We start from the raw sequence: 19,528 nt of genomic DNA on the forward strand, positions 1-19,528 counted from the left end.
CATGTCCCCACAGTCGCGCGTGGTGTCGGTCGTCCTGCCGGCCGACACCACGCTCAACTCCAACCGCAGAGCAGACTCCGCGCCCTACCGACGCGCCCCACGCACCGACGCCATCCGTAGCGCCTTCCGCCACGCCGCCCACGGCATGCACCCCCTCACCACCCCCGTCCACGTCGAACTCCAGCTCGAGTTCGGCCGCAACGCCCGCCGCGACGCCCCCAACTGGTGGCCCACCGCCAAGGCCGCGATTGACGGCCTCGTCGACGCCGCACTCATCACCGACGACTCCGACAAGCACGTCACCCGCACCGTCTTCCCCGCCCACACCACAGACCCCGCACTCCGCGCCACCAAGACCACCGGCGCCCGAGTCCGCCTCACCATCACGATCACGGAGGACCACTGATGCGCATCCGCAGCACCAAGCCGGAGTTCTGGCGGTCACGCACCGTCTCATCCGTGCCCTGGGATGCCCGCCTCGTACTCAAGGGCCTCGAGTCCTACGTCGACGACAACGGCGTCGGCAAGGACGACCTCGCCCTCATCGTCGGCGACGTCTTCCCTCGCGACATGGTCGCGAACCCTCGCGACACTCTCGCGAGGGTTTCCGAAGCCATCTCCGACCTCCACCAGGCGGGTCTGGTGTGGCGGTACGAGGTCGACGGGCGCGCACTCATCTACATCTCGAGCTGGGAAGAGATCCAGCGCATCGACAAGCCCGGCAAGGGGCGTTTGCCCAGGCCAGACGGCACTTTCGACTTCCGCGAGTCCGTGATTCGCGAGAGTGTCGCGAGCCCTCGCGAGACCCTCGCGCCTGGAACAGGGGAACAGGGGAACAGAGGAACAGGGGAAAAGAACTCTTCGTCACCGGCTACGCCGTCGACGCCGACCCCGCCGCCAGCATCGACCAGCACCGAGTTCGACACCTTCTGGGAGCAGTACCCCCGCAAGGTCGGCAAGCAGGCCGCAGCCAAGGCCTACACCAAGGCCCGCCGCTCCGTCCCCGCCGCGAAGCTCCTCATCGCAGCCCGCAAGTTCGCCGCCGACCCGAACCGCGAGCAGACGTTCACCCCGCACCCCGCGACCTGGCTCAACGAGGGCCGCTGGGACGACGAGCCCCTGCCCGCCCGTGAAGCCTCCCGCCCCGAGCCACCACGCCCAGGCGGCGACTTCTGGGGCAAGACCGTCACCGACCCCTACGGCCTCGAAGGAACGAACCCGTGAGCACCATCACCGAGTGGGACCAGACCACCAGCACCGAAGCCGAGCACGGCCTCGTCGGCATCGCCCTCCACGACGCGAACATCGTCGACGAGGTCAGCATCGAACCGGCCGACTTCCACGACCCCCGCTGCGAGGCCGTCTGGGCAACGATCGCCCAGCTCCGCGGCCAGGGCGGGCACGTCGACCCCGTGACCGTCCACGCGAACCTCCGCACCGGCATCCGCGGCATCGACCTCCTGTGGCTCGGCGACCTCGTCATCAACGCCCCCGTCGCCGCACTCGCCGAGCACTACGCCCGCCTCGTCGTCGAAGCCGCCACCCTGCGGCGCCTCGCCGCCACCGCCACCCGCATCCAGCAGATGGTCCGCGACAAGGTCCCCGGCCCCGACGCCATCGAGATGGCCCGCGCAGAGATCGACGCCTGCGTCCGAGCCGTCGCCACCACCGGGTTCGTCGCCGACCACTTCGGCGACATGCTCGACGCCCTCGAGGAAGAACCCGACCTCATCCCCACCCCGTGGGCCGACCTCAACCACATCATCGGCGGATGGCGCCCCGGCGCCCTCTACGTCATCGGCGCCCGACCAGCCGCCGGCAAGACCATGATGTCGACCCAGGCAGCCGTCGAGATCGCCCGCGCCGCAGCCGTCGGCATCGCCCGCACCGGCGGCGCCGTCGCCCTCAACAACCTCGAGATGTCCCGCCAGGAAGTCATGTTCCGCATCACCGCGCAGATGGCAGGCGTCCACCTCGGACGCATCCTCGACCGCAAGCTCACCGACGACGACTGGGCGCGCATCACGAAGTGCGCCCCCGCCATCTCCGCGCTCCCGCTCTCGATCGACGACAACCCGCGGGCCCGCCCCGTCGACGTCAAGGCCCACGCCCGCACCGTCGCCCGCACCGGCACCCTCGGCGCGATCATCGTCGACTACGTCCAGCTCATGTCCGCCGCCCCCGGCGACAAGCGGCCCCGGCAGGAAGTCGTCGCCGAGTTCTCCCGCGACCTCAAGATCCTCGCCAAGGAGCTCCACGTCCCCGTCCTGGCCCTCGCCCAGCTCAACCGTGAGTCTGCGCGCGGCGCCGCCCCGGTCGTAGCTGACCTTCGCGAGAGCGGCAGCCTGGAGCAGGACGCCGACGTCGTGCTGCTGCTCCACATCGACCCCGAGGACGAGACCGAGCTCAACGTCGGCGTCGGGAAGAACCGCCACGGACCGACCGGCACCCTCAAGCTCGTCCGCCGCGGACATCTCGCCCGCCTCGACGACCTGGCGTGGCGGGCGCACTGACCCTCACGGGACGTTTCCCGGGGGCAAGGGCGGACGAACAGGCCCCGTGGGCACTCCGGGACCACCCGACCTGAGATCTCCCGTCAGAACAACGTGGAACTTCACGGCTCCACCTCTTGCCTAGTTCCACTTTTACCGGCTAGAGTTCCAATGTCATCCACCACAGACACGGGAGTTCACCATGAACAACACCCTCACCCCGAAGTCCCCGACGCCGGCAGGGCCGGACACGATCGCGGAGATCGTCGACGGCGACCAGCACGCGATCGACGGCGACCGCCCGCTCCGCAAGCTCTTCCAGATCACCCCCGCCGGCCGCCTCGTCTGGGCCGACCGGTGAAGGGCCGTCACGCCGCGCCGTCCGACGTCGCGCTCGAGATCCGCGCCTACGACCACGCCCTCACCGGCGACCTCGGCCCCCTCCGCGGGAAGCGGCACAAGCTCGGCGCCGAAACCACCATCCGCTGCCACTACAACGCCTGGACCAAGTCCACCGAACGCACCCACGCAGGAGCCCCAGCATGAGCGCGAACCTCACCGCGACCGACCTGTTCTGCGGGGCTGGCGGCTCGTCCACGGGCATGGTCCAGATCCCGGGCGTGGAGGTGAAGCTCGCGGCGAACCACTGGGACATCGCGATCGAGACGCACAACGCGAACCACCCAGACACGGACCACCTGCAGGCCGACATCTCGAACACCGACCCCAGGTTCATCCCGACGACGGACCTGCTCTGGGCGTCACCGGAGTGCACGAACCACTCGCGGGCGAAGGGCCGCAAGCTCGCGGGCCAGCAGCCCGACCTGTTCGGCGACGTCCTGCCCGAGGCCGCAGCCGAGCGCAGCAGGGCGACGATGTGGGACGTCGTGCGGTTCGCCGAGGCCCACCACTACAAGGCGGTCCTCGTCGAGAACGTCGTCGAGGTCGTCGACTGGTCCTCCCCCTGGGGTGTGCGCGGCGGGCTGTTCCAGTCCTGGCTCGGCGCGATGCACGCCCTCGGGTACCGGCACCGCATCATCTCGATGAACTCGATGCACGCCCAGGCCTACGGGCTCCCGGCCCCGCAGTCGCGCGACCGCGTCTACATCGCGTTCTGGCGCACCGGGGACCGCGCCCCGGACTTCGAGCACATGCTGCGCCCCAAGGCGTACTGCGCGCGCTGCGACCAGATCGTCGACGCCATGCAGTGGTGGAAGAAGGGCGACGGTCAGACCCGCCCCGGCCGCTACCGCTCGCAGTACCTGTACCGGTGCCCGAACGTCGCGTGCCGCAACCAGGTCGTCGAGCCCGCGTGGCTCCCGGCGTCCTCGATCATCGACTGGTCGAACCCCGGCACGAGGATCGGGGACCGCGCCAAGCCGCTCGCCGAGAAGACGATGCGACGCATCCAGGTCGGCATCGAACGGTACTGGTCCCCGATCCACGTCGAGCACGGCGGCAACCAGTACGACGCCGCCGACCCCAAGCACGCCGGGTTCGGCGACCCAAGCTCGTACTACCGGGCCTGGCCCGCATCCGAGCCGCTGCGCACGATGCACACCCGCGAGTCCAAGGCGATCGCGTACACGCCCGTCATGGTCCCAGTCGAAGGCCGCGACGGGAAGCAGCCCATGACCATGGGCGACGCGCTGCGCACCCAGACGACCCGCAACGAGTCCGGCCTCGCGTTCCCACCATTCCTCGCCGAGCTCCGCGGAGGCGGCTCCACCGCGCGACCAGCCGCCGACCCGCTCGCAACCGTCACCGCATCCGGGAACCACCACGCCCTCATCCACCGGCACAACGAGGGCGGCGCCGAGATGACGACACCCGCCGGGGAACCTGTCCGCACCATCACCACCGCAGGCCACCAGTCGCTCCTCACCGGACAGACCGTCGACATCGCCGACGTCCGCTTCCGGATGCTCGAGCCCTCAGAGATCAAGCAAGCCATGGCCTTCCCCAAGGACTACCTCATGGCCGGCAACCGCCGCGAGCAGGTCAAGCTCTCCGGCAACGCCGTCACCCCGCCCGCCGCCCGCGACCTCGTCGCGACCGTCGTCGCCGCCCTCACCGGAGAGGCGGTGGCCGCGTGATGGACCCCATGCCCTACTCCCCCGACTGCGCCGCGGGCAAGCACCGCGCGTGCTCCGGCGACGCCTGGAACTACACCACCGACCAGCCCGCCGACTGCGCGTGCGGCTGCCACCACAAGGAGAAGACCACATGAGCCCAGCACCCATCGCCCAGTCCGTGTCGACCGAGTGGGTCGAGGCCCTGCCCGTCGGCACCCCGCTCCGCTGCACCGCCGCGCACGACCGCACCGTCCTCGCGATCAAGACCGGCAACGCCCAGACCCACGGCCGCGACATCTGGCAGACCACCGACGGCGCCACCGTCACCTCCTTCACCATCGCCAGCAACCACCCCGTGCTGCACGTGCCGGCGACCGAGCCCACGGTGTTCGCCATCCAGGACGACCTCCGGACCTGGCTCGACGAGACCGACATGGAACCGCCATTCAGCCACCTCCTGCGCGACGCCGACGACCGCCCCTGGATCCTCACCTGGAGCGAAGACGACCCGTTCGTCATCTCCTACCCCGAGGAGAGCGGAGACGGCGCGATGCCCGAGCCCGCCACCTACCACGGGCCGATCACGCTCCCCACCTACCCCGTCCGCCGCGTGATCGAGGAGACCCTGTGACCGCCCCGACCGCATCGAAGCCCACGACGCCGGCCGACCCCAACGATCTGCGCACCGCCCTCACCAAGCTCGCGGACGAGTGGATGCGACGTGCGCCGCTCATCCCCGAGGCCCAGGTCCGCACCCTGCTCGCCGCTCACCCGGCAGAGGTCGTGTCCGACACCCGACGCGAGGACGTGGCGCGAGTCGCCAAGTACCAGGCCATGCGGGATCACGAGCCCCGACACATGGGCTGCGCGTGCGGCGCCAAGTTCGGCGACTCCATCGACGCGCGGTGGCACCTTGCGAACCAGGTGACCGCCGCCATCTTGGCCGCGCTCCCCGCCCCGCCCGTGGTGGCTGACATCATGCGCGACATCAACGACCGTGTCGGGCGCGCCACGTTCGAGGGTGACAACTTCCCGGTCTACGCCGTCCCGCTGTACGTAGTCGAGGACGCCCTTGATGCCCGCCTGAGAGGAGCAACCCATGACTGAGTACACGCCCACGACGGACGTTGTCCGTGCGGAGTATTGGGAGCACGGGGCGTACCGCTATGGCCGTGCACGGGGCGACGAGTTCGAGGCCGAGTTCGACCGGTGGCTGGCCGCGCACGAGGCGGAGGTTCGGGAGCGCATCGCCCAGGACATCGCTCGTGCGGTCGGCGAGGGCACCGCATCCGACATCGCGAGAGGAGCAACCCGATGACGACCCGTTACTACACGGCCCGCGTCGCCGAGCTGCTGACCGAGCATCGCTTCCACTACACCGACACGGACGGCGTGGACTGGTGCCGTTGCGGCATGGACGAGTGCAACGGTCACGCCAACCATCAGGCGGAGGTGTTGGCTGCTGCTGGCCTGATCCCCACGAGCGTCGAGTGGGGCGTGTCCTGGCGAGGTGTCCCGCAGCAGTCTCTAGGCGGCCCGCTCACCGAGGATGAGGCCAGGTCCAGGGCGATCCACGACTTCGCGCTCATCGCCCGCCCCGCACACGACTGGAAGGACGCAACCGATGACTGACGCACGCACGTGGCTCGACCAGGTGGACGCACGCACCAACGCCATGCCCGGGCCGTGGGAGGTCAGGGACCGGGAGATCCGCGACCGGGACAACCTCGTCGTGGGGACGATCCTGCGGCCTGCGAACGCCGAGCACATCGCGGCCGCGCGGACTGACCTGCCCGCCGCGACCAAGAAGCTCCGCGCCGTGCTCGACCTGCACGCGCCACGGCCCTACGACGCGATCCGCGACGGCGTGGCATTCGGGCAGACCGACTACCCGGACCTGTGCTGCGAGTGCCGGTCGACCTACCCCTGCCCGACCATCACCGCACTGGAGGACGCATGAGCACCGACGACCTGACCCCACGCGCGAGGGAGTGGGCGCGAACTCGTGCCACGGGCATCGGCGCCCTCGTGTCCGAGCTGGCCGACGAGGTAGACCGACTACGCGCCGAGAACGAGCGGTACCGCAACCTCTGGGACCGCCACGGCAAGAACGACCTCCTCGCCGAGAGGGACGCGGCACGGGCAGCACTCGAACGCGTACGGGCGCTCACGGACCGCATCGAGGGGATCGACAGCGACTTCGCTCACCGCAAGACCATCGTCACCCACCTCCGCATCGCCGCCCTCGAAGGGAAGCCCTCATGACCCGCATCGACACCGTGGACCAGCTCAACGCACTACCCATCGGCAGCGTGATCCGACTCGGCAGCGGGCAGGTGTTCGTCCGCGTCGACCTTGAAGGGCGATGGGACTGGCAAACCCCAGGTTGCGCTGACTACTGGGGATCTGCCCACGTCCTGGCTGAGCACGACGGCCCCCACGCCCTGCTGCACGTGCCGGGGCGTGACCTCGTGCAGGAAGCCCAAGCCAACGCATGGGACGAGGGGAAGCGGGCCGGGCGCGCCGACGTACTCAGCCGCCAGCGCGCGAACACGACCCCCAACCCGTACCGAGACGAGGCCCCGCGTCAAGGTTGACCCCCGCAACCTGGACGCACCGGCCCGTAGCGCAAGGTTGAGTCAAGGCCTGAGACTAGATGACTCCCTCATCTAGCCTCAGGCCTTGTTCGTGTGCATGTCGAGGTGGTCGAGGAACGCCTCCGCGAGCTCGTGCCAACCCTCCGCCGGCACGTCTCCATCGATCATCCTTGTCGTCATCGAGACACTGACCTCGTCGCCAGCACGGGAGCGGATCCACAGCTCCGGCCCGTCGGGCTCCCAGCAGAGGCTGAACGTCTTTTTCCTGGCGTCGGCGCGGGTCATGACGATCGCGCCGTTGGTGCCGTTCCGCAGGTCAGTGACGACCTGGGAGAAGTCGCCGCTGTACGCCCAGCGAGGGAACACGTCCTCGAACGCGAGGTCGACCAGCCAGCGGGGCTCATCGAGGTGTTCGCGGCCGCACATGAGCAGGCCGAGGGCCATGCCTTCGGAGACCGCTAGGCGTTGGCGTGGGGCTGAGATCTTCATGCCTGGACCCTATCCGCACGCCAGAAGACCCCCGGCTCGGCGTTGAGTCCGGGGGTCTTGGTGGTGTTGGTGGTGGCATCGGTCGCCGCCTTCCCTGGGTGGGGTTGGGTCGCCGTGCCGGTCTTGGTGGGCCGCGGTTGCTGGTCATCGTGGGGCCTTCCTGTGGGGGCTGGGTTGGTGGGGCGCGGGTGTTGGTGCTGGTCAACGTCACCGTGTCCGGTTTGTCGTCATGAGTGGAACTCTACACCGTGTAGTTCCACTGTCAACCCGCAACAGTTCCAAAGTCAACCCCCTACACCTACGCTAGTTCCATGACCAACCAGGAATGCGCACTCAACTGCGGCCGCCAAGTTCCTGACTCGTCCTACATCTGCCCACCATGCGGCACCACCACCACCCGCCTCCTCCAGTCCGTCCAAGACGAGCTCATCGAAGGCCCACCACGCCGCGTCATCCCCGGCCTCGCCACCGACCTCGACACCGCCATCACCCGCGAAACCAACTTCGGCACCGGCGGCAGCGCATCCGGCGAAACCCCAGTCCTGTTCAACACCAGCGCCTCCGAAGCCCGCACAGTCCTCCTCTCCGCCCTCGCCACCTGGACCGCGCTCATCGCCGAGCAACGCGGCCTCCCCCACCCCGCCTACCTCCTCCGCGACCTCGCCGCCTTCCTCGAACACCAGGTCACCTGGCTCCGAGCCCAGGCCGCCGGCGCCGAAGCCCTCGACGAGATCACCGCGGCACTCCGCAACGCGACCCGCGTCATTGACCGCCCCGCCGACCGGAAGTACGCCGGGCCCTGCACCACCCCCGACTGCGACGGCGAGTTCATCGCCTACGACCAGGCCCGCCTCGCCCACTGCCGCGACTGCACCGCCACCGTCGAACTCACCGCACGCCAAGACGAGCTCCTCGAACGGGCGAACGACATGCTCCTCACCGCCCCCCAACTCGAGAAGGCCCTCGGTGGCCTCGGGACCGAGGTCCGGGCCAAGCGCATCCACGAGTGGTGCGCCCGGGACCGCCTCACGAACCGGGGCACACCTGACCGGCCCATGTACCGGGTCGGGGACGTCCGCCACCTCGCCGCGCTGGCCGCGGCACGCAAGGGAAAGGCAGTCGCATGACCGAGACGCCGATGCAGCGCGTCGAGTACCTCCTCGGGCGCGTGAAGGAGGAAGAGGCGCGCGTCAAGGCCGCGGAGGACCTGAACGAGAAGCTCTACCGCTCCGACTCCGCCGTCCGCGAGGTCACCGCCGAACCCGTGCGCAACGGGTGGCGGTTCTGGGCCCGCACGAAGCACCACGGGCCCTACAAGTGGGACACCGAGGAGACCGAGTTCGTCCTGACCGACGACGAGGTCGAGGCCTTCCGACGCTTCCTCGACGTGTACGCCAGCCAGCGGACGGCCGCGAAGAAGTCCTACGAGGACCAGATCCTGCACCCGAAGGAGCGGCGCTGATGGACGGCCCGCACGAGTGGCTCGCATGGTTCCCGCCCGCTTGCGTCCTCGCCGCCCTCATTGGCCTCGCCATCCTCGGCTTCTTCCCCCGACCACCCCGCCACTAGGAGCACCCGTGAACCGCGACCAGATCCTCGACACGGCAGGCAGCCTCATCAACGGCGACCGCGCCCGCGACTACGGCGACGCCGCCGAGAACTTCCAACGCATCGCCGACCTCTGGTGCCCGATCCTCGGGGTCGACGTGACAGCGACCGACGTCGCCTTGTGTCTGACGCAGCTCAAGGTCGCGCGCCTCATCACGTCGCCGGGGCACCAGGATTCGTGGGTGGACGCGGCGGGGTACGTCGCGCTCGGTGGGGAGATCGCGTCCAGGTCGGCCGCTGTCGACGTCGTGCAGGAGCCCGCAGCCCCCGCGTGGGGCTACGACCCTGCCGGGCCGCGCCTCGACCACCCGGCGTTCGACGCCGAGACCATCTACCCGCGCAACACCGCAGCTATGAGCGCTGCGAACGCCGCCGGTGTCCTCGCCGAGCCCTCCCGCTTCGACACGCTCTACGCGGACCCGCAGGGCGAGACCGTCGTCAGGGGCACTGAATGAGCCTCGCCGAACTTCACACACGCGACACGGTGCGCCGCGGCGGGACCTGCACCGTCACCCGCATCCGCGCCGCACTCCCACCCGAAGACCTCGCATGGCTCGACACCGCCCTCGCCGCCCACCCCGACGACGAACCCGCCGCCGGCATCGCCCGCACCCTGACCGCCGACGGCCACCCCATCAAGGGCCAGACCGTGGCCCGCCACCGACGAGGAGAGTGCACCTGTGAGTGACGACCCCACCGCCGCAGCCCTGACGGACGCCCTGGCGCGCCTGACCGCCGTCCGCGAGTACGTCGAGCACCCCGGCAACTGGGGCGCCCTCGACGGGCGCCGACGCCTCCTCCTCGGCCTCCTCGACGGCGAACCCATCAACTGGAAGGACCAGCCATGAGCGGCCGCAAACGGTACTCCAACGACGACATGCACAAAGCCATCGGCCGGGGCTACCAGTCCGGCCTAGCCGACGGCCGCGTCGGCGCGGTCTTCTCCCACGGGTACTGGCTGAACGACACCTCACGCGCCGAGGTCGCCCTCGACGAGGACGACGACCCGACCACCAGCGTCCTCGAACGGATCAAGGCCGAGTATGCCCGCCACGTCCCAGTGTTCGACCCGGAACAGACGCGTCTCGGGTACAGCATCTCGGAGAAGAACCACCACCTGTTCTCGTGCGCGGCGACCGACTGCCCGCACTTCTGGCCCTGCCCGACCTGGCACCTCATGCGCCACCTCGACGGCTCCGACCAGAGCACCTACACGTTCCCCGCCGTGCGGGACGCCGAACCCGAGAAGGGCCTCCACCTGTGAGTCTCGCTGACACGCACGCCCGCATCGCGCCCAAGGTCCCCCGGCCACGCACCGCCCCCACCGGGTTCGAGCCCGGGGTGAAGTACGACGCCGGCGAACCGTCCGTCGTCACACTCGCCCTCAAGGAGATCCCCGACGACGAGAAGCAGTGGCGCGACGAGATCAAGCGCGTCACCACCCTCGATCTGCCCGACCATCGGCGCGTCGAGATCCAGCAGGTCCGCTACTGGGGCGACCCCAAGGACCCGATGGTCTACGTGCGGTTCGGGATCCGCGACCGCGACCACGCGGACGGACCCGCCGTGGACCACGCGGAGCTCGTGCGCGTCGCCAAGACCAACCGGCGCACCCCCGCGACGAAGACCAAGACTGGCCGCACCCGTGTCACCGTCCTCGCCGACCCCCAGATAGGGAAGGTCGACCAGCACGGCGGCACACCCGAGCTCTACAACCGGCTCGAGGACATGCTGACCCAGCACGACCAGATCGTGCGCGAGACCCCGTGCGACGACGCCGTGATCCTCGACCCCGGCGACCTGACCGAAGGGTTCGAGAACACCGCCCAGCAGGCCCACACGAACGACCTGTCCTTCCCGGAGCAGCTGCGGCACGCGCGCGTCATCCTGACGAACGTCGTGACCCGCCTCGCGGCCCGCCACCGGTCAACGCTCGTCGCGACCGTGCCGTCCAACCACACCCAGTGGCGCCGCGGGAAGGACCGACTCGGGAAGCCTGGCGACGACTTCGGCCTCGAGACCCACCGTGCCGTCGCCGACGCCCTGACCCTCGCGAAGCGCGGCGACATCACCTTCACCATGCCCGACCCGTGGGAAGAGTCCCTCGCGCTCACCGTCCGCGGCGCCATCATCGGCCTCGTCCACGGACACCAGGCCCGCTCCGGCCAGTTCCCGACGTGGTGGGCGAAGCAGACCCACGGAGACCAGCCCCTCGCGGCCGCCACGATCGCCGTCACAGGGCACTACCACTCGTTCAGCATGCAACCAACGGGCGCTGTCGACGGCCGCGCGAAGTACTGGATCCAGGCCCCCGCGCTCGACGGCGGGTCGTCCTGGTGGCGTCACCTGTCCGGCGACACGTCCGAACCCGGAATTGTCACATTCACGGTCGACGATGAAGGGAATTGGGACAACCTCCGCGTCATCCGACCACGCGTCAAGATCCCATGCCTACAAGCTCCTGCACCCGACCTCGGGCTTGCTTGAGTCCTGTGTGCTTGTCGATGTCGTGGGCAGCCCGTTGATACACGGCGAACTGCTCGTTGACCAACGGGTGCTCATTCCGGCCAAGGAGAGGCGCGTCGAAATCATCGCGCTGATGAATTGTCGGGTCGTAGAGCAGTCCGTCACGTTCCAGCCAGACATGCTTGCCGACGTCGGGCGTTGCGAGCCTTCGGCCCTCCACGAGCTGCCACGTGCCGAAGCCATGCTCTTCGAGCAGGGCCGCGGCGATCCGAGACGCGACCGTGCACTTCCATTGCGGGAAGCCGATCAACCCCTCAACCTCCTCATGTCCGCACTGCGCGAACGCCGCGTTGAGCCGGTCTGTGAATGCGACGAGGTCGGGGTCCATTCATCCATTGTCCCATCTTCTGATTCTGTTCCAGATTATCCACAGGAGAAGCCATGAACTCAGGAACACAACCATTCCATGTCGGAACTCGCCCCGGTAAACTAAGGAACATGGCAGAACTCGACGACCTCCGCAAAGCAGCAGCCGCCCACCGCGACACCATCACCGCCGAAGCCGAAGCACGCGCAGCCCGGGACGCCGCGATCCTCACCGCACACGGAGCGAACTACCCCTCCGACCAGATCATCGACGCGTCCGGCCTGTCCGGCGCCGGGTACTGGAAGGTCCTCGAACGCCACGGCGCCCCGAAGCGACCAAAGCACCGACCAGCCGAGGACACCCAGTGAGCCTGACCGTCGGGGACCTGACCCCGCAGCACATCGGCCGCACCGTCACCATCGACGGGTCCGGCGCACGCATCACGGGCCAGCTCCGGACACTCCGCGTCGAGACGGACTGGATCACCGAGATGCGCTTCGGGACCGACGAGTCGGAGCAGGTGCCCGGGCGGCAGACCATGACGCTCGCCGTCGGCGCCTGGACCACCGAGAACCTGCCGCTCACGACACCCGTGGAGGTCGCACCGTGAAGCGCTGCCGGGTCTGCGGACAGCCCATCATGTTCGTCCTCGTCGTCGGCTGGGTTCACCTCGCCCTGACCACAGACGGTCACGCCGCCAAGGAGAAGCGATGACCGTCACGAACGACGAGACGACCGGCGAACTGTCGACCTGCACGAAGCGCCTCCGCCCCATCGAGCACGGCCTGCTCCTCAAGGGCTGGCACGGCTCCCCTGGCACCCCTGTCTGGCGCACCCTGGACCGCGGCCACGCCTGCACCCAGTGCCCGAGCGGCGGCACCCACGAACCCGGAAGGATCACGCGATGACACTCACCGAGTTCGTCCTCGCCCGCATCGCCGAAGACGAGGCGGCAGCACACAAGGAGGACGCCGACTACGCGAACACGTCGCTCCTGCCGACCTACGACAGCGAGCACCAGGTCAGGTGGAACACCGAGCGTGTGCTGGTGGAGTGCGAGGCGAAGCGGCGCATCGTCGAGCGCTGCCGCCCGATCGTGGCAGTCGTCTGGCGGGAATCTGACCGGCTTCTCGCCAGCGCGTTCGACGAGACGCACATGCCGACCCTCGCGCACTCGGCCCCAATCTGGCCGAACGAGCACGCTGAGGAGACGCTGCGCGACCTCGCGCTCCCGTACAGCGACCACCCGGACTACGACGAGGCATGGCGCCCGTGACGTCACAGCACCACGACAAACGCGAAAGTCACAGCACCATGACACCCACCTGCGAGAAGTGCGGGCAGCCCCACCCCGGCTGCACCGGCCACACCAAGAACGGGCCCCGCGCCGGCCTCCCCTGCGCCCGCCCCTGCCTGCCCGGCGAGACCTGCAATTCGCATGGTGGCGCGGCGCCACAGGTCCGTGCCGCCCGTCTTCGTCGCGCCCAGGAAGCCGAAGCCGCACGCCAGGTCGCCACCCTCGGCCTCCCCGTCGACATCACCCCCACCGACGCCCTCCTGCAGGAAGTCCAGTGGACCGCCGGGCATGTGAAGTGGCTCCGCGAGAAGGTCCAGGAGCTCGACGAACAAGCCCTCGTGTGGGGGACGACTGCTGAGTCCGAGAAGGAGTCCGACAAGAACGGCCGCGAGACCTCGTACACGGTGTCAGCGAAGCCCTCTGTCTGGTACTCGCTCTACCAGGCCGAGCGCGCCCACCTCGTTGCCGTCTGCTCCGCCGCGCTCAAGGCCGGCGTCGAGGAACGCAAGGTCCGCCTCGCTGAGTCCCAGGGCGACCTCGTGGTCGCCGTCATCCGACGCATCCTCGACGGCCTCTACGCCGCACTCCTCGCGGCCGGGCTCACCGCGGACCAGCTCGCCGACGCCTGGCAGACCGCTGTCGCCGACGTCGTCCCGCGTGAGCTCCGCGCCATCGCGAACGGTGCCTGACGTCGCCCGTGTCGGTGGTTCACGCCATACTCGCCACATGACCGCACCGAGTGACCTCAAGCCCGTCGGATACCAGCTCTGGTTCGCGCTCGGCGCGCTCGTCCTCGGCATCCTGCTCGCCGTCGCGCAGGTCCCTGTGGTCCCGTTCCTGCTGATCGTGTGCGCGGTGATCTGGGGCGTTATCGGCATCACTCGTGCAGTGAAGATCCACCGGTACGTCACCCGCCGCTGACCGGATTCCGCAGGGGTTACGTGCCCGATGTTGCGGTGATACATTCGTGTCGAATCGAAGGACGTGTCACAAGAGCCCGGTGAGCCGCATAGGCCCCGGGCTCTTCGCATGCCCGGTTCAGCGCGGAAACGCGCAGGTGCAGCAACTCCCCCGGACGCTTCGGCCACCGGCCCTGCACCTCGCCATCGACGACGCCACCCGGTGCGAGCCGGCGGGTGCAGGCTGGTTGACAGTAGTCAGCCCGTCGTCGATGCGCCCGATGGGTGAAGTGCTACGGAAGCACGGACGGCTCCAACCCGTTCAGCCCAGGTTCGACTCCTGGCACCCGTGCGCGGCGGGCGCACCCACAAGGTGCGCCTGCCAGCTGTAGTGGTCCCCTGACGTGACTAGGACGGGGAACGCGATCGGGCCCGTCACGGGGCCGCGGATCGTGGGGGTCTAGCCCACCTCCAGAGCCGAACACCGGCGAACGGGCCCTTGGTGAGGCCAGCCGATAGATGGCGGCGGCAGCTGCTTCGAAACCAGCCTGCGGGGGAACCCGCGTGGGAGTTCGACCCTCTCCCTCACCGCACAGTCCGGTACGTGGACCACACCGCATGCGCGCATGCCGGTCTGCGCGCCGGACTTCAAGCTCCCTGACGGTGTTGATGGAACCCCGCGAACAACGGTCGAGACCAGCGCGGAGAGCGACCCCGGCCCGTCAGGGCACCAACCGCGGATCCGGTTCATCCAGGTCCCATGAATGCACCGCGATCGGCACTCCAGGCATGACGAAGATGTGAGTCTCGTACTCCTCGCGCACAGAGCCGAGGTTCAACTCCCCCCAAGATCCCGTGCGCAAGATGTCCTTGATCGCAGCCCGAATCTGATCTGCACTGTTCGGAGCCAACGGGTAAGCCTGTCCGCCGTACACGATGTGAGCCATGAGCCGAGAGTAGCGAGGACACTCGCCCCAAGGAGGGTGAAATGTCGCTCGCCTTCCTCGAGCACGCCGCCCGCCAGTTCGAGCCCGCACCGCCCCCACGCTGGCCCTCCCCCGCAGAGATGGCCGTCGAGCTCGACCCGAAGTTCCGGCGCACCCCCGCGATCGACGTCATCAACGCCGCGATCCTCGAGACCCTGAACACCCCCGACGGGCGCCTCATCGTCTCCATGCCCCCGCAGGAGGGCAAGAGCACGCTCGCCACGAAGTGGGCGCCGACCTGGCTCCTGCAGGACCGGCCCGACACGCGCATCATCATCGCGTCCTACGCCGCGAACGTCGCCCGCCGCATGGGCCGCCTCATCCGCGGCGAAGTCGGCACCCACACCGACGCCCTCGGCATGCGGATCGCGGACGACGTCGCAGCCCAGCACGAGTTCCAGATCTCCGGGCACCTCGGCGGCGTCTACGCAGTCGGCATCGGCGGTGGCCTCACCTCACGCCCCGCCGACCTCATGATCATCGACGACCCCCTCAAGGACCGCGCCGAGGCCGACTCCGAGGTCTACCGCGACCGGGCCTGGGACTGGTGGACCGACGTCGCCTCCACGCGACTCGCCCCCGGGGCCCCCGTCATCCTCATCCTCACCAGGTGGCACCACGACGACCTCGCCGGCCGACTCAAGGCCGCCGAAGACGGGCACCTCTGGAAGGTCCTGAACATCCCCGCGCAGGCCGACCACCGGCCCGAGCACGGCGAGACCGACGTCCTGGGCCGCCAGCCCGGCGAGTACATGATCTCCGCCCGCGGCCGCACCCCGGCCCAGTGGGAGCGCCGCAAGATCCAGTCCGGCCCCCGCACCTGGGCCGCACTCTTCCAGGGCCGCCCCTCACCGGACCAGGGCGACCTGTTCCCCGCGGAATGGCCCCGCTTCGACCAGCCCATGCACGTCAACCGTGCCGACGGGTCCTGCTGGATCCCCGGCCACGACTACGAGCTCGTGCAGTCCTGGGACCTCGCGTTCAAGGACACCAAGGCCAGCGACTACGTCGTCGGGCAGGTCTGGCTCCGCATCGGCGCCGACGTCTACCTCCTCGACCAGGTCCGCGCCCGACTGTCCTTCACGGCGACACTGGACGCGATCAAGGCCATGTCCGCGAAGTGGCCCCAGGCCGTCGCGAAGTTCGTCGAGGACAAGGCGAACGGGCCCGCCGTCATCAACGCCCTGTCCCGCCAGCTCGCCGGCCTCATCCCGGTCGAGCCTGAGGGCAGCAAGTATGCGCGCGCAGCCGCGGTGTCGCCGTTCGTCCACTCCGGGAACGTGCACCTCCCCACCGCAGAGATGCTCCCGAACGTCGAGGAGTTCCTCGAAGAGACCCGCGCGTTCCCGAACGGCGCACACGACGACACCGTCGACGCGTTCTCCCAAGCCGTGAACCGGCTCCTCCTCATGCCCCTGTGGGAAGAGGACCACCTCGACTCCGACGACTTCGTCGACGACAACCCGCACGCCTACCTCGGCGGCTACTAACCCCGGAAGGCGGTGACGTGTTGCGCATCCGCCAGATCCTCGGCATCCAGGAGTCCCCCGTCGTGACCGCCGCCCTCGACCGCGCACGCGCAGCCGAGAACCAGGCCGAGCAGCTCGCCGAGTCCATGGCCGACCTGCAGCGTGCCCTCGACGACCCGGGCTGGGACTCCCTGATCCGGGGCGGCGACCGGGAGTTCAACCGCGAGGGGCTGCGGCGTGCCGCGCAGGCCGCCCGCGTCATGGCCGTCGCGAACCCCCTCATCAAGCGAGGCCTCGGCATCCGCCAGGCGTACGTGTGGGGGCAGGGCGTCCAGATCCAGGCCCGCGCCACCGGGAAGAACGACACGAACAAGGCCGAGCAGGACGTCAACGCCGTCGTGCAGGCCTTCCTCGACGACCCGGGCAACCGGGCCGCGTTCACCGGCGATCAGGCTCAGGAAGAGTCCGAGCGGGTCCTCGGCACCGACGGGAACTTCTTCCTCGCGTGCTTCACCAGCCCGCTGACAGGCTTCGTGCAGGTCCGCTCCATCCCGTTCGACGAGATCGTCGAGACCATCACGAACCCCGACGACCTCGACGACCCCTGGTACTACAAGCGGGAATGGGTCCAGCGCGAGCTCACGCTCGACGGCAAGCAGACGGAGACCACGAAGACCGAGTACTACCCGGCACTCGGGTACGCCGGCCGCACCCGCCACAAGTGGATCGACGGGTACAAGGTCAACCTCGACACCCCGATCCACCACACCAGCGTGAACCGCCTGGACGGGTGGCAGTTCGGCATCGGCGACGCCTACGCGGCGCTGCCCTGGGCTCGCCTGTACAAGGACTTCCTGTCCGACTGGGCCGTCCTCGTGAAGTCCCTGTCGCAGTTCGCGTGGAAGGTCACGACGAAGGGCTCGAAGGCGCAGACGGCTCGCGCCGCACTGCGACGCCGCCCCGGCGGTCCCGACGTCCCCGGGAACGAGAACAACACCGGTGCGACCGCGGTCCTCGGCCAGGACGCCTCGCTCGAGGCGATCCCGAAGACCGGCGCCACGATCGACTCCGAGTCCGGGCGCCCCCTCGCCGCGATGATCGCAGCCGCTCTCGGCATCCCCGTCACGACCCTCATGGCAGACCCCGGCCAGACCGGTGCCCGCGCCGTCGCCGAGACCCTGAACCTCCCGACCCGCCTCGAGATGACGCAGCGCCGCTCCCTGTGGGAGGAGACCTACCGGTCGATCCTGCAGTACGTCATCACGCAGGCTGTGAAGGCACCCCGGGGCCCGCTGCAGGGCGTCATCACGCGTGACCCGTTCTCCCGCCGTGAGGTCATCGTCCTGACGGGCGACACCGACACGACGATCGAGTTCGACTGGCCGCCGCTGGACGAGGTCCCGCTCAACGTCATCATCGAAGCGATCGCGAAGGCCGACTCCACGAAGACCCTGCCGCCGGTGCAGATCGCAAAGCTCCTGCTCGCCGCGCTCGGCGTGAAGGACGCGGACGAGATCATCGACGACCTCACCGATGACGACGGGAACTGGCTCGACCCCTACGCCACGGTCGGGCAAGCCGTCGGGGACGCGGCCACGGCAGCGTTCCGTAGGGGTGTCGACCCGTCCGAGGCGGTGCGCTGATGGCCGTGAACCGGGAGACCCTGCGCCTCCTACGGTCGATGCGTGTCGCCGTCGACAAGACGGTCGACGCCGCGACGAACGACCTCGTGAAGGCGTGGGTGTACGCGTGGGACAACCTGTCCCGCGACTGGGAACTGGCCCTCACGGACCTGATCGCCCAGTCGCAGGACGGGGCCTGGCCCACGCGGTCCACGATCTACCGTGCCGAACGCGTCCTCAAGGCCCTCGACGCCACGCAGGACGCTCTCGAGCGGCTCGCGCGTGAGGCCGGGGTCCGGATCGTCGAGGACCTGTCCGGCATCACGACCGAGGCCGCGGAGTGGCAGGCGCGCCTGACCGCGTCCCAGATGCCCGCCCAGGCTGGCACGCAGGCGACGCTGACCGCGTCGTTCAACCGAGTCGACCCGGACGCGCTCGCCGCGATCGTGAACCGCACGACCCAGCAGGTCACCTCGACGCTCCTGCCCCTGTCTATGGAAGCGACAGCGTCGATGAACGCGGCCCTACTCCGCGGGGTCGCCCTCGGTGAGAACCCGAAGACCGCGGCACGGGCCATGCTCAAGCGCATCGAGTCAACCTTCAACGGTGGCCTCACACGCGCCATGAACGTGGCCCGCACCGAGATGCTCGACGCTCACCGCGGCGCCGCCTACGCGCAGGACCAGGCCAACGCCGACGTCCTCGCCGGATGGGAATGGTCCGCCAGCCTCGACCGGCGCACGTGCCCGTCCTGCCTCGCGCAGCACGGCCGCCAGCACCCGATCGACGAACCCGGCCCCTACGACCACCAGCAGGGCCGGTGCGCGCGCGTCCCCGTCACCAAGTCGTGGGCCGAGCTCGGGTTCAAGGGCATCACCGAACCGAAGTCCCTCACCCAGGACGCCCGCGCGTGGTTCGACGGCCTGCCCGAGAAGGACCAGCTCCAGATCATGGGCCCGGCCCGGCTCGAGCTGCTCAAGTCCGGGGACATCGGGTGGGACGACCTGTCCCAGCGCCGCACCGCGACCGGGTGGCGCGACTCCTACACCGTCACCCCGGTGTCTGCCCTGGCGTCGGCCTGAACCTGTCGTCCGGCCCTTCGAGCGCGACTGACCCGCACCGGGCGCAGGCGTGCTCCAGGTGCGCGCCATCACGGCCTAG

At 69.3% G+C, this 19,528-nt stretch carries 34 protein-coding genes and 2 tRNA genes; 32 read left to right on the forward strand and 4 right to left on the reverse strand.

Annotation, left to right across the window (positions count from 1 at the left end; all coding sequences use genetic code 11):
• The first annotated feature begins 1 nt into the window (after position 1).
• From H9623_RS13075 to H9623_RS13135, 14 genes are all read left to right on the forward strand, one after another.
• Positions 2–406, forward strand: coding sequence for a RusA family crossover junction endodeoxyribonuclease (locus H9623_RS13075; protein ID WP_193720488.1), 405 nt, complete (start codon positions 2–4; stop codon positions 404–406).
• Positions 406–1,224, forward strand: a complete 819-nt coding sequence (locus H9623_RS19540; RefSeq protein WP_227748635.1) for a hypothetical protein — start codon at positions 406–408, stop codon at positions 1,222–1,224. Before H9623_RS13075 ends, H9623_RS19540 begins: the two co-directional genes overlap by 1 nt.
• A complete protein-coding gene (locus tag H9623_RS13085; protein WP_193720489.1) occupies positions 1,221–2,513 on the forward strand; it encodes a replicative DNA helicase in 1,293 nt (430 codons plus the stop codon). Before H9623_RS19540 ends, H9623_RS13085 begins: the two co-directional genes overlap by 4 nt.
• A gap of 181 nt (positions 2,514–2,694) precedes the next feature.
• Positions 2,695–2,853 (forward strand): hypothetical protein, encoded by a 159-nt coding sequence (locus H9623_RS13090; protein WP_193720490.1) that lies wholly within the window; start codon positions 2,695–2,697, stop codon positions 2,851–2,853.
• The gene (locus H9623_RS13095) at positions 2,850–3,038 is read left to right on the forward strand and encodes a hypothetical protein (RefSeq protein WP_193720491.1); all 189 of its coding nucleotides are present in this window, start codon (positions 2,850–2,852) and stop codon (positions 3,036–3,038) included. Before H9623_RS13090 ends, H9623_RS13095 begins: the two co-directional genes overlap by 4 nt.
• Positions 3,035–4,588, forward strand: coding sequence for a DNA cytosine methyltransferase (locus tag H9623_RS13100; RefSeq protein WP_193720492.1), 1,554 nt, complete (start codon positions 3,035–3,037; stop codon positions 4,586–4,588). The genes H9623_RS13095 and H9623_RS13100 overlap by 4 nt, the downstream gene beginning before the upstream one ends.
• An 8-nt stretch (positions 4,589–4,596) precedes the next feature.
• On the forward strand, positions 4,597–4,722 hold the full coding sequence (locus tag H9623_RS19835; protein ID WP_265332945.1) for a hypothetical protein: 126 nt from the start codon (positions 4,597–4,599) through the stop codon (positions 4,720–4,722).
• Entirely contained in the window at positions 4,719–5,198 is a 480-nt protein-coding gene (locus H9623_RS13105) for a hypothetical protein (RefSeq protein WP_193720493.1), read from the forward strand. The genes H9623_RS19835 and H9623_RS13105 overlap by 4 nt, the downstream gene beginning before the upstream one ends.
• The gene (locus H9623_RS13110) at positions 5,195–5,674 is read left to right on the forward strand and encodes a hypothetical protein (RefSeq protein WP_193720494.1); all 480 of its coding nucleotides are present in this window, start codon (positions 5,195–5,197) and stop codon (positions 5,672–5,674) included. The genes H9623_RS13105 and H9623_RS13110 overlap by 4 nt, the downstream gene beginning before the upstream one ends.
• Positions 5,667–5,885 carry a hypothetical protein gene (locus H9623_RS13115; RefSeq protein ID WP_193720495.1) on the forward strand — a complete coding sequence of 73 codons (219 nt, stop codon included), beginning with the start codon at positions 5,667–5,669 and terminating at the stop codon, positions 5,883–5,885. Before H9623_RS13110 ends, H9623_RS13115 begins: the two co-directional genes overlap by 8 nt.
• Positions 5,882–6,199 carry a hypothetical protein gene (locus tag H9623_RS13120; protein ID WP_193720496.1) on the forward strand — a complete coding sequence of 106 codons (318 nt, stop codon included), beginning with the start codon at positions 5,882–5,884 and terminating at the stop codon, positions 6,197–6,199. The genes H9623_RS13115 and H9623_RS13120 overlap by 4 nt, the downstream gene beginning before the upstream one ends.
• Entirely contained in the window at positions 6,192–6,527 is a 336-nt protein-coding gene (locus H9623_RS13125; protein ID WP_193720497.1) for a hypothetical protein, read from the forward strand. The genes H9623_RS13120 and H9623_RS13125 overlap by 8 nt, the downstream gene beginning before the upstream one ends.
• Entirely contained in the window at positions 6,524–6,832 is a 309-nt protein-coding gene (locus tag H9623_RS13130) for a hypothetical protein (RefSeq protein ID WP_193720498.1), read from the forward strand. The genes H9623_RS13125 and H9623_RS13130 overlap by 4 nt, the downstream gene beginning before the upstream one ends.
• Complete coding sequence (locus H9623_RS13135; protein WP_193720499.1) at positions 6,829–7,164, forward strand: hypothetical protein; 336 nt, start codon at positions 6,829–6,831, stop codon at positions 7,162–7,164. The genes H9623_RS13130 and H9623_RS13135 overlap by 4 nt, the downstream gene beginning before the upstream one ends.
• 78 nt (positions 7,165–7,242) lie before the next feature.
• Here H9623_RS13135 and H9623_RS13140 read toward each other — a convergent pair whose 3' ends face one another.
• Positions 7,243–7,653: a hypothetical protein gene (locus H9623_RS13140; RefSeq protein ID WP_193720500.1), complete on the reverse strand. Its 411-nt coding sequence runs from the start codon at positions 7,651–7,653 to the stop codon at positions 7,243–7,245.
• Between the two features lie 311 nt (positions 7,654–7,964).
• On the opposite strand from H9623_RS13140, the gene H9623_RS13145 reads away from it, so the two are divergent.
• The 7 genes from H9623_RS13145 (at position 7,965) to H9623_RS13175 (ending at position 11,748) form a co-directional block, all read left to right on the forward strand.
• Complete coding sequence (locus tag H9623_RS13145) at positions 7,965–8,780, forward strand: hypothetical protein (protein WP_193720501.1); 816 nt, start codon at positions 7,965–7,967, stop codon at positions 8,778–8,780.
• Positions 8,777–9,115 carry a hypothetical protein gene (locus H9623_RS13150; protein ID WP_193720502.1) on the forward strand — a complete coding sequence of 113 codons (339 nt, stop codon included), beginning with the start codon at positions 8,777–8,779 and terminating at the stop codon, positions 9,113–9,115. Before H9623_RS13145 ends, H9623_RS13150 begins: the two co-directional genes overlap by 4 nt.
• 115 nt (positions 9,116–9,230) lie before the next feature.
• Positions 9,231–9,716, forward strand: coding sequence for a DUF6378 domain-containing protein (locus tag H9623_RS13155; RefSeq protein ID WP_193720503.1), 486 nt, complete (start codon positions 9,231–9,233; stop codon positions 9,714–9,716).
• Entirely contained in the window at positions 9,713–9,949 is a 237-nt protein-coding gene (locus H9623_RS13160; protein ID WP_193720504.1) for a hypothetical protein, read from the forward strand. Before H9623_RS13155 ends, H9623_RS13160 begins: the two co-directional genes overlap by 4 nt.
• On the forward strand, positions 9,942–10,109 hold the full coding sequence (locus H9623_RS13165; protein ID WP_193720566.1) for a hypothetical protein: 168 nt from the start codon (positions 9,942–9,944) through the stop codon (positions 10,107–10,109). Before H9623_RS13160 ends, H9623_RS13165 begins: the two co-directional genes overlap by 8 nt.
• Positions 10,106–10,525: a hypothetical protein gene (locus tag H9623_RS13170; RefSeq protein ID WP_193720505.1), complete on the forward strand. Its 420-nt coding sequence runs from the start codon at positions 10,106–10,108 to the stop codon at positions 10,523–10,525. Before H9623_RS13165 ends, H9623_RS13170 begins: the two co-directional genes overlap by 4 nt.
• The gene (locus tag H9623_RS13175) at positions 10,522–11,748 is read left to right on the forward strand and encodes a hypothetical protein (protein WP_193720506.1); all 1,227 of its coding nucleotides are present in this window, start codon (positions 10,522–10,524) and stop codon (positions 11,746–11,748) included. Before H9623_RS13170 ends, H9623_RS13175 begins: the two co-directional genes overlap by 4 nt.
• On the opposite strand, the gene H9623_RS13180 is transcribed toward H9623_RS13175, so the two are convergent.
• Positions 11,699–12,115 carry a hypothetical protein gene (locus H9623_RS13180; RefSeq protein WP_193720507.1) on the reverse strand — a complete coding sequence of 139 codons (417 nt, stop codon included), beginning with the start codon at positions 12,113–12,115 and terminating at the stop codon, positions 11,699–11,701. The genes H9623_RS13175 and H9623_RS13180 overlap by 50 nt on opposite strands.
• Positions 12,116–12,225: 110 nt before the next feature.
• Here H9623_RS13180 and H9623_RS13185 point away from each other — a divergent pair, with 110 nt between their 5' ends.
• The 4 genes from H9623_RS13185 (at position 12,226) to H9623_RS13200 (ending at position 13,370) form a co-directional block, all read left to right on the forward strand.
• Positions 12,226–12,462, forward strand: coding sequence for a hypothetical protein (locus H9623_RS13185; RefSeq protein WP_193720508.1), 237 nt, complete (start codon positions 12,226–12,228; stop codon positions 12,460–12,462).
• Positions 12,459–12,704 (forward strand): hypothetical protein, encoded by a 246-nt coding sequence (locus H9623_RS13190; protein WP_193720509.1) that lies wholly within the window; start codon positions 12,459–12,461, stop codon positions 12,702–12,704. Before H9623_RS13185 ends, H9623_RS13190 begins: the two co-directional genes overlap by 4 nt.
• A 100-nt stretch (positions 12,705–12,804) precedes the next feature.
• Positions 12,805–13,002, forward strand: a complete 198-nt coding sequence (locus tag H9623_RS13195; protein WP_193720510.1) for a hypothetical protein — start codon at positions 12,805–12,807, stop codon at positions 13,000–13,002.
• Positions 12,999–13,370 (forward strand): DUF6221 family protein, encoded by a 372-nt coding sequence (locus H9623_RS13200; RefSeq protein WP_193720511.1) that lies wholly within the window; start codon positions 12,999–13,001, stop codon positions 13,368–13,370. Before H9623_RS13195 ends, H9623_RS13200 begins: the two co-directional genes overlap by 4 nt.
• A 2-nt stretch (positions 13,371–13,372) precedes the next feature.
• Here the strand turns inward: H9623_RS13200 and H9623_RS13205 are convergent, their stop codons facing one another.
• Positions 13,373–13,681, reverse strand: coding sequence for a hypothetical protein (locus H9623_RS13205; RefSeq protein ID WP_193720512.1), 309 nt, complete (start codon positions 13,679–13,681; stop codon positions 13,373–13,375).
• Here H9623_RS13205 and H9623_RS13210 point away from each other — a divergent pair, their 5' ends adjacent.
• From H9623_RS13210 to H9623_RS13225, 4 genes are all read left to right on the forward strand, one after another.
• Complete coding sequence (locus H9623_RS13210; RefSeq protein ID WP_193720513.1) at positions 13,682–14,080, forward strand: hypothetical protein; 399 nt, start codon at positions 13,682–13,684, stop codon at positions 14,078–14,080.
• Positions 14,081–14,117: 37 nt separating this feature from the next.
• Complete coding sequence (locus tag H9623_RS13215; RefSeq protein ID WP_193720514.1) at positions 14,118–14,312, forward strand: hypothetical protein; 195 nt, start codon at positions 14,118–14,120, stop codon at positions 14,310–14,312.
• Between the two features lie 259 nt (positions 14,313–14,571).
• Positions 14,572–14,642 (forward strand) — tRNA-Trp (locus tag H9623_RS13220).
• Between the two features lie 149 nt (positions 14,643–14,791).
• A tRNA-Ser gene (locus H9623_RS13225) sits at positions 14,792–14,881 on the forward strand.
• A 131-nt stretch (positions 14,882–15,012) separates the two neighbouring features.
• Here the strand turns inward: H9623_RS13225 and H9623_RS13230 are convergent.
• Complete coding sequence (locus H9623_RS13230; protein ID WP_193720515.1) at positions 15,013–15,237, reverse strand: hypothetical protein; 225 nt, start codon at positions 15,235–15,237, stop codon at positions 15,013–15,015.
• Positions 15,238–15,278: 41 nt separating this feature from the next.
• On the opposite strand from H9623_RS13230, the gene terL reads away from it, so the two are divergent.
• Genes terL through H9623_RS13245 form a run of 3 tightly spaced genes read left to right on the forward strand, consistent with a single transcriptional unit; the run spans position 15,279 to position 19,449 of the window.
• Positions 15,279–16,766, forward strand: coding sequence for a phage terminase large subunit (terL, locus tag H9623_RS13235; RefSeq protein WP_193720516.1), 1,488 nt, complete (start codon positions 15,279–15,281; stop codon positions 16,764–16,766).
• A gap of 17 nt (positions 16,767–16,783) precedes the next feature.
• Entirely contained in the window at positions 16,784–18,388 is a 1,605-nt protein-coding gene (locus H9623_RS13240) for a hypothetical protein (RefSeq protein ID WP_193720517.1), read from the forward strand.
• A complete protein-coding gene (locus H9623_RS13245; RefSeq protein WP_227748637.1) occupies positions 18,388–19,449 on the forward strand; it encodes a phage minor head protein in 1,062 nt (353 codons plus the stop codon). Before H9623_RS13240 ends, H9623_RS13245 begins: the two co-directional genes overlap by 1 nt.
• Positions 19,450–19,528: the final 79 nt, after the last annotated feature.

It is taken from the genome of Oerskovia douganii (assembly GCF_015142735.1).
Lineage (GTDB): Bacteria > Actinomycetota > Actinomycetes > Actinomycetales > Cellulomonadaceae > Oerskovia > Oerskovia douganii.